General features: G+C 65.9%; 1 protein-coding gene. It reads right to left on the bottom strand.

Annotation, left to right across the window (positions count from 1 at the left end; translation table 11 throughout):
• Positions 1 to 384, bottom strand: a 384-nt coding sequence (locus tag EOA27_RS40085; RefSeq protein ID WP_127259149.1) for a glycosyltransferase, incomplete at its 3' end; no start/stop codon positions are given.
• Between the last annotated feature and the right edge of the window lie 41 nt (positions 385 to 425).

Raw genomic sequence — 425 nt, 5'->3', positions numbered from 1 at the left:
GCGATAGACCATGCGCGGAATGTCGAAGGGGTCGTTCTGCAGATCGCCGTCGAGCGTCGCGATGACATCGCCGCGCGCGGCGTCGAGGCCAGCCTGCATGGCGGCGGTCTGCTTGTAGTTGCGCACCAGCTCCACGCCATGCACATACGGCCCGTACTGCGCCGCCAGCCGGCGGATCTCGGCGGGGGTGGCGTCGGTGCTGCCGTCGTCGACCAGCACCACCTCCCATGGCTGGCTGTAATTCTCCATCGCCTGATGGATGCGCACAAGCAGCGGCTCGACATTGTCGGCCTCGTTATACATCGGGATGACGATGGAAAGCTTGTGCTCGGGCATGACGGCGCCCTCGGGCAATCCCGATGCGGGGATGGGAAGCACGTTCATGGCGGTCATTTCCTTGCCGGTCCCCCCGCCGGGGTTTCCGG

Source organism: Mesorhizobium sp. M2A.F.Ca.ET.037.01.1.1 (assembly GCF_003998075.1).
Taxonomy (GTDB): domain Bacteria; phylum Pseudomonadota; class Alphaproteobacteria; order Rhizobiales; family Rhizobiaceae; genus Mesorhizobium.
Note: the sequence above shows the minus strand (reverse complement) of the source record. Positions and strands in the feature narration are given on the sequence as shown.